The sequence below is a fragment of the Paenibacillus sp. VTT E-133280 genome (genome assembly GCF_002264385.1).
In the GTDB taxonomy this organism is placed as follows: domain Bacteria; phylum Bacillota; class Bacilli; order Paenibacillales; family Paenibacillaceae; genus Paenibacillus_AQ; species Paenibacillus_AQ nitricinens.
This window is the reverse complement of record NZ_NFUX01000130.1, coordinates 1-7,967: the sequence shown is the minus strand read 5'-3', so window position 1 is coordinate 7,967 and position 7,967 is coordinate 1. Positions and strand designations below refer to the sequence as shown.

At 38.7% G+C, this 7,967-nt stretch carries 9 protein-coding genes; all 9 read left to right on the top strand.

Annotated features, from left to right (window positions below; all coding sequences use genetic code 11):
* Positions 1 to 499: hypothetical protein (locus CA600_RS30105; protein ID WP_218832809.1), on the top strand; the 499-nt coding region annotated here is incomplete at its 5' end.
* Between the two features lie 192 nt (positions 500 to 691).
* Positions 692 to 2,704 (top strand): serine hydrolase, encoded by a 2,013-nt coding sequence (locus CA600_RS30100; protein WP_094874759.1) that lies wholly within the window; start codon positions 692 to 694, stop codon positions 2,702 to 2,704.
* Positions 2,705 to 2,847: 143 nt separating this feature from the next.
* Complete coding sequence (locus CA600_RS30095; RefSeq protein ID WP_094874758.1) at positions 2,848 to 3,579, top strand: class I SAM-dependent DNA methyltransferase; 732 nt, start codon at positions 2,848 to 2,850, stop codon at positions 3,577 to 3,579.
* A 65-nt stretch (positions 3,580 to 3,644) separates the two neighbouring features.
* Complete coding sequence (locus CA600_RS30090) at positions 3,645 to 4,241, top strand: hypothetical protein (protein WP_094874757.1); 597 nt, start codon at positions 3,645 to 3,647, stop codon at positions 4,239 to 4,241.
* Entirely contained in the window at positions 4,238 to 4,822 is a 585-nt protein-coding gene (gene cysC, locus CA600_RS30085; protein WP_306440433.1) for an adenylyl-sulfate kinase, read from the top strand. Before CA600_RS30090 ends, cysC begins: the two co-directional genes overlap by 4 nt.
* Before the next feature lie 18 nt (positions 4,823 to 4,840).
* Positions 4,841 to 5,620 carry an SDR family oxidoreductase gene (locus tag CA600_RS30080; protein WP_094874755.1) on the top strand — a complete coding sequence of 260 codons (780 nt, stop codon included), beginning with the start codon at positions 4,841 to 4,843 and terminating at the stop codon, positions 5,618 to 5,620.
* A 139-nt stretch (positions 5,621 to 5,759) separates the two neighbouring features.
* Positions 5,760 to 6,236 carry a GNAT family N-acetyltransferase gene (locus tag CA600_RS30075; protein ID WP_094874754.1) on the top strand — a complete coding sequence of 159 codons (477 nt, stop codon included), beginning with the start codon at positions 5,760 to 5,762 and terminating at the stop codon, positions 6,234 to 6,236.
* 67 nt (positions 6,237 to 6,303) lie between these two features.
* The gene (locus CA600_RS30070) at positions 6,304 to 7,008 is read left to right on the top strand and encodes a class I SAM-dependent methyltransferase (protein WP_094874761.1); all 705 of its coding nucleotides are present in this window, start codon (positions 6,304 to 6,306) and stop codon (positions 7,006 to 7,008) included.
* Positions 7,009 to 7,028: 20 nt separating this feature from the next.
* Positions 7,029 to 7,778, top strand: coding sequence for a DUF4184 family protein (locus tag CA600_RS30065; RefSeq protein ID WP_094874753.1), 750 nt, complete (start codon positions 7,029 to 7,031; stop codon positions 7,776 to 7,778).
* The last annotated feature ends 189 nt before the right edge of the window (positions 7,779 to 7,967 follow it).

The window sequence follows — 7,967 nt, the reverse complement described above, 5'->3', positions numbered from 1 at the left end:
AAAGGAGGGGCACATGGATCATATAGGGGTTTATAGAGTAAGGCGTCCGTCGTTAATACCGCTGCTGGTGTATATCAGTCTGCTAATGGGGATTCAAATATTTCAAATTTATAACCTGAACTATCGCTATACCGCTAGCGACGATTTGGTGCTTTCTTGTTTACTTTATGGTCAGGCTATTATTTGTCTGATTGTTGCATTCGTGTTAGTCTACAGGATATTTACCATCAGAAGGGTTGTTGAAATTCAGATTCAACCGGAATCTATATTAATAGAAGATCTAAGAATAGAAGCAGAGCGGATTAATGATATTTATATAAAGGGATATTTTAGTCCTGTAGTTGGGATTAGACCTAAAGTGAATAAATTTGTTCCTTATAAATTATGTTTTAATTTTTTGTCCCAAAAAGATGAAGATGAAGTGATGAAACAGTTAAAAGCTTGGGCCGAACGAAATCAGATCAAAGTAACGCATAAAAATTTTTCAAGATGGCTATAAGCTTCTTTAGACTAATATACGAAATGGAAGACACTGACTCCTTGTTGGTGTCTTTTTTGATTAGCCTACACGTCATATGACATGTAACAAAGCTAAGTGGTGACAGAACGTTTCTAGCTAGAATGACATTCCGTTTGTGATACTCAGAACAGATTCGGAATTCACAAATAACCCTATAGAGGAGAATGGATTATGAAGAAAAAGACACGCAGGCTCAGCGTCATCGCACTATTATTATCAGCAGCTGTATTTACAGCATGTTCAGCACCAGTCTCCAGTAACGCAACAAACACGACTGAAGCTCAAACTACGACGGAGGAAAGGTCAAACAGCGCTAAAGTAGCTTTTAATGGAAAAGAAATCGAGACTTTCGCGGACCCTATATTTGCGCAGAAAATGAAGGAATACAATGTGAACGGATCCAATTTTGTAGTGGTTAAAGACGGAAAGGTGCTTGTGAATAAAGGGTACGGATATGCGGACAAAGAAAAGAAAACCCTTGTCGATAAGAATACCGTCTTTCAGATCGCATCCGTCTCGAAGACATTTACCGCTTTAGCAGCTCTGCAGCTAGTGGAACAAGGAAAGATGGATCTTGATCACGATATCAATACGTATCTTGGAGGAATGAAAGTACCTAATGAAACGGAAACTCCGTTAACCTTAAGAAGTATGTTGTCATACACAACGGGCTTTGATTACCCGGATAAAGCTAACTTTGTTGCACCGGAATATGTAGATCAAGACATCCCCATGAAAAAGTTTATGACGGAGCATATGCCGACGGTCGTTCGGACACCAGGTGAAGCTTACACCTATGATAATTTTGCCTTTTTACTTGCGGGTTACGCGATTGAGAACGTAAGTGGTATCCCGTTTTATAAGTATATGGAGAACCAGGTGTTCAAACCGTTAGGGATGGACTCTACCAGTGCACGTTTTACCCCAGAGCTTTTAGATAGAATGGCCACACATTATGGTCCAGATGGTAAACCTCATCCAACCTTTGGGCATGCTCCTACTGATGGGCCACAGGGCAGCATCCTTTCCACAGGAGAAGATATGGCTAAATATTTAACTCTTTTTCAACAACAGGGTAGCGTGAATGGAAAGCAAATCATTAGTAAAGAAACCACAAAGATGATGCAAACGTACTCCGTTTTTGCGAATGAATTGCTTCCGATGACGACGATTGGAGGATTTGAAGGGTATCGTAATGATCTGATGAACGGCCATCATGTGGTTCTCAAAGGGGGGAATATGCCTGGTCATCAATCCCTGATCGTATTATTGCCCGAGGAGAATACCGCTTTCTATATGTCTTATAACAATGACACAATGATGAGCTTAGATATTTATGAAGCCTTGATGGATCACTATTTCCCTGAAAAGAAAGCGCCAGAGGCGCCAACGTATCTCCCATTGCCTGCATCAGAAGCTGCTAAATATACTGGAACTTATTTGAACACAAGATTCTATTTCTTGAAATCGAACTTCACCTACGCAGATGGCAATCTGATTATGGAAACTGGAACTAGCGGTACACATACGTTAAGAATGATTAATCCGCTATTGTTCGAAGATGAATCAGGTAATAAATTGGCCTTTAAAAAAGATCATAACGATCAGATCGAATATTTTTATTATACGAATCCTAATAGCCCAGACTTTGTTTCAGATGCTCGTAAGGTGCACACGAAGCCAGCATTCGCTGATGTATCTGAGGAGAGCGCTTATAAATCTTACATCGACAACCTGTATTCGCTTGATGTGATAAGTGCTAAATCTGGCAACAATTTCGAACCACAGGAAACCATGACACAAGGTGAGTTTATGGATGCTCTAATTCTTGCCCATGGATGGTACGGCTTTCCTCATTTAATTGAGGGGAATAAAGAATTAACGAAAAAAGGAATCCCTGGTTTTGATCGTAATGCTGTCATCACAAGACAAGTAGCAGCCGTTATGATTCAAAATTTAAAACAAGCTAAGAAAGCATCGGAAATCACGCTTAAGGGGGATACAGATGTTTGGGCCGCTGATGCGATCACAGCCTTAGTCTCTCAAGGCATCGTCGATCCAGATACAAAAGTGAATGATGACGGGACTGTCGATTTTCGTTCTAAAAAGCCTTTGCTTCGCCAAGAAGCGAGTGCAATACTTGATCTTGCTTTTGGATACTATACGTTGCCAATCAAACACTAAGGAATTGGACGCCTCAGAGAGACTCTTTGGGGTGTTTTTTTTATGATAGGTTTAAGAGCTAAATGAAATTATCGGTAGTATAAGGTTATTATAAATGCTAAAATTACCCAAAAGTATACTCTAAACAGCAAGGGGGTATTTTTTTGGATTACAAAGGGTCATCAGTGTATGACAATGCGGATTTTTTCTATAACTATTTATTAAGAAGGAACAGAGCGGATAGCCCAAATAACATTATTGAAAAGCCGGTTATATATGATTTTATGGGCGATGTACTTGGGAAAAAGGTGCTCGATTTAGGATGCGGGGATGCTAAGTTCGGATATGAGTTGCTTGAGCAGGGATGTATCTTTTACGAAGGTGTGGAAGGTTCAAGTAATATGGTCAAAGCGGCAAAAGAACTGTTAAATACATCTAAAAGTGAGATTCACCATGCTACTATGGAGAGTTGGAATTACCCAAAAGAGAAATATGATTTGGTAATCTCTCGATTAGCTATTCATTATTTACAAGACCTAGAACCAATCTTTGATAGTATCCGTAGTGCGCTTATCCCTAATGGTCAGTTTATTTTTAGTGTACAGCATCCGGTTCTAACATCATCCATGAAAAGTGCAATAACTTCAGAAAGAAAGTCGGACTGGATCGTCGATAACTATTTTGAAATGGGTAAGAGAATGGAGCCTTGGATTGGAGAAAGTGTAGTTAAGTACCACAGAACTTTTGAAGAGTATTTTCAGTCACTGAAACATGTTGGATTTAAAATAGAGGATATTAGAGAATGTAAACCAAATCCTCAGTTTTTTAATAGTGTAGGAGAGTATAAGAGAAGGATGAGAATCCCACTTTTTCTCGTGTTTAAATGTATAAAATAGTTTGTTGAAGTAACGCTAGTCTAATGAGCATATGAATGAAAAGAAATGCAATAAGGAGGACTAAGATGAAACGGATGCAGTTTATACGCCCAACCGAGCATTACGATCAAAGAATTACTGATATCGATGAGCAGATTTGTGAATTGATAAAACAACGTAAGGAAGGCTCGGATAATAATCCAGGATTCCCACCTTTTGAGTATATTTCAGATTGGGCGGCGAAGTTTGAACTCTACGAGGATTTTTTAAAATCGGTATTTGGGACATTATTTAGTGAAGAACATTTTAAGCCGATGGTCGAGCCAACGGGTTTTAGAAAACATATTGCTGTTCTACAATCTATTGAGGCAGATGAGTTCTTCTATACACTGACCTCTATACGACAATACAGGAATGCAAGTGTTATCACGCTTAGTATGGATTGGGATATTACCTCTGAATTGTATGCCAATAAACTTCACCATTTTGAGCTGTATATAGGAGAAACGTACGATAGTCGAATGACGAACGGCGGAAGTTCATCAGGCCATGCAGCTTATAACTACGTAGTATCACCGCCGCTTCCTGATGATATCTCCGGTATAAAATTAGAGTTCAGGGAATTTAGTTCACCCTTAAAGAAGGATGGGACAGGTAATGAAATTGTGTTTAAGCTAGAATAACTATACAAAGTATTTTAACAATAGAATCTAGCAGGAAGAGGTACGTCTCTATGAATCAAATGATATGGCTAACTGGACTATCAGGTTCAGGTAAAACGACGCTTGCAGAGGAACTGAAAAATCACATTGAGAATTGCTACATTCTGGACGGTGATACATTGAGGAGAGGTATTAATCAGGATCTTCAATTTAGCGAAAAGGATCGATTGGAAGTTGGCAGAAGAATTGGTGAGATTGGTAAGATTCTGCTTGATGCGAACCTGAATGTGATCGTTGCCTCGATCTCTCCGTATCGCTCCACACGTGACAAAGTCCGTTCTCTGATAGGAGAATCGTATATGGAAGTTTATGTTCAATGCCCTTTGGATGTTTGTGAGAAGAGAGATCCGAAAGGTCTATATAAACAAGCAAGAGCCGGACAAATCAAGCATTTTACGGGTATTGATTCTCCATATGAAGAGCCTGTTTGCCCGGATGTAATCGTAGAGACAGACAAGTTTTCCATAGATGAATGTGTGTCGAAAATCCTTCAATGCCAATCAGCTATGAAAATTAGAGCGGGTGCCTATCCTCCTAATTAATGAATGGAGGTACTAGAGTTGAACTCATTGAAAAATAAAATAGCAATCGTTACTGGAGCAAGCAGATCCACAGGAATCGGAACAGCCATATGCCGTTCACTTGCAAGCCAGGGGGCAGATATTTTCTTTACGCATTGGCATCCTTTTGATGAAACGGAAGGGAATGGTGGAGAAAAGGAATGGCCGGAGCAACTTTGTGCAGAACTGAAAAGCTTGGGAGTCAGGGCGAGTCACATGGAAGCAGATTTTTCCAATCCTGAAATCTCAATAAAGATTATGGATCAGGTAGAACAAACTTTAGGAAATGCTTCCATTTTAATTAACAATGCAGCTTATTGCGTGCCCACGAATTATCAGAACCTGAGCATCACTTCGTTAGATCAACACTATGTAGTGAACAATCGTGGCACGGTTTTACTCAGTACTGAATTTGCCAGAAGGTTCGAAAAGAATTATACAAAGGGGACTCCAGGTAGAATTATTTTTATGGTTTCTAAAGGGCCTGACCCTGATAACCTGGCTTATATATTGACAAAGGGTGCATTAATTGGATTAATTGAACCTCTTTCTGTTGGTTTAGCTCCGCTTCATATCACAGTCAATGGTTTTGATCCGGGTCCTACGGATTCCGGGTGGATAACGGATGAGATGAAAACTCATTTTTTACCTATGTTTCCAATGGGAAGAATCGGTTTGCCAGAAGATGCAGCTAGAGGCATTAGTTTCTTAGCGAGTGATGATTCGCAGTGGATTACGGGGCAAGTGATTAAGTCTGAAGGTGGATTTCTAGGAAAATAAAAGACATAAGTACTTCATCCTGGCTACCGATTGAACGGTAGCCTTTTTTAGCTAGTGGGCAGACTATCGCCATAAAACATGGAAAATGATGATATAATATCCAAACTCAATAATTTAGATATGAAGGGAGAAGCCCAGCATGATTACGCTCAGAAAGATCACACTAGAAAATCGACGTGCTATTTTCAATTTGGAGGTTTCAGACGATCAACGTCGCTTCGTAGCGTCCAATTTATCAAGTATGGCTTCGTGTTATGTCCTTGTAACCAATGGTGGTCATCCCTTTCCGTTTGCGATTTACGCGGATGAAGAGCCGGTTGGTTTTGTGATGATGACTTATGGTATTACTGGATATGAAGTGCCATCCTTTGTAAATGATAGCTATTGTATCCTGCGACTAATGATTGATAAAAGATACCAGAATCAGGGCTACGGCCGAGAAGCCATGACAAGAATTTTAGAATTTATCCGCACTCTACCGGCAGGCCCCGCACAATATTGCTGGATTTCTTATAAGGCTGATAACTTGCCCGCTAAAAGGCTCTATGAAAGCTTCGGTTTCCGTGACAGCGGCGAAATTATTGAAGAAGAGCTAACAACCGTATTGCGACTTTGATTTGCTTTCCACTTTTCAAAGGTGTTTCTTCAGCATTATGCTTAATTTAGAAAGCCCGAGGTGTGATATGGAAAGGGTAGCGAATATTAGAACGGCAGAGAAGAGATATCATGACATGTGTTACGATAGTTATAATTTATTCGAGCCAGGTTCCTGGCTACATAGACCCGTAAAGACGGTAATTGATCTATTAGAAGAATACAGAGATCAAGAAAACTTAAGTGTATTAGATTTAGGAGCTGGGATTGGTAGGAATAGTATACCCATAGCAGAATTCTTGAAAAACAGAAAGGGTAAGGTTGTTTGCGTGGATTTATTAGAGTCGGCCATAGAAAAATTAGAGAGTTATAGTCAGAAATTTGGGGTCGAACCATTTATTGTAATAAGATTATCTGATATTGAACATTTCATAATCGATCAAGAGGAATATGACATTATCTTAGCAGTGTCTTCTTTGGAACATGTAAGTTCGGAGAAGGTACTTCACAGAAAACTTAATGAAATGATTTATGGAACAAAAACAAATGGGACCAATTGCATTATTATCGGATCGAACATACAAGAGGTAAACCTTGAAAATGGAGAAGAATTAGATCCAATGTTTGAAGTGGATTTATCTACAGAAAAAATGATGGACTTATTAGTTCATCAGTACACTGAGTGGGAAGTTCAACAACAATCTGTAAAACAATTAGAATATGAGATTGAAAGAAAAGGACAAGCTGTAAAACTGACAACAGACTGTATTACCTTTGTTGCTAAGAAGTTATAAAAAAACACTAGGAGATGATTATGCCTTTTACCTTTGCTCATCCTATTTTTGCACTTCCGTTTAAATATGTGAAACCAAAATATTTTAGTGCTACCGGCTTGATTCTAGGAAGTATGTCACCTGATTTTGAATATTTTATTATGCTTGAGCCCTATCAAAGTATAGGACATTCTCTAACAGGACTATTTTTGCAGGCGATTCCCCTATGTGTGATCCTTGCCGTGATTTTCCATAGTATCGTTAAGGAGATTTTAGTATTGCATCTTCCTTCAAACTATAATATCGATCAACGAGCATACAATACCTTGAGCAAGTGGAGTTTGAATTCTAAGGGCTGGGTAGTGTTTATCCTATCTGTGATTATTGGTTTCTTAACACATGTGTTCATCGACGGGTTTACGCATTTTAATGGTTACTTTGTTGAGCGATATTCTCCTCTAAGAGAATTAATGATTTATAATTTACCTCTTTATAAAATACTTCAGCATTCTTTTTCGGTATCCGGATTACTCTTGCTAATCTGGATGATAATTAGTTCTTTGTATCGACACCATGAAACGGTAACGATAATGCCAACAGTAACAACAAAACAAAAAGTTATTTTCTGGACATCAGTAGTTGTTGTAGCTGTAGCTGTAACCAGTATGAAGTTACTTTTTAGTTCGAGCAGGAATATAATTGGTATTTTTGTGGTTTCGCCTATTACAGGGGGATATTTAGGAATACTGCTTGTATCGATCATAATAAGAGGTTTACAAAAGACAAAATAATCATAATTCGTTAAATAGATTACGAGTAAGAATATCATCGCATCATTAAAGCATTCATTGGTTGTTTTTTGCAATAATAGAATTTATAAAATTTCAAGACTGCGGAGAAATGTGAAACGAATTCAATGAATGGTCTATATTCAACTGCTGGCTAAGGGGACCTTATATCCTTCGAAATGCATGTTTTAG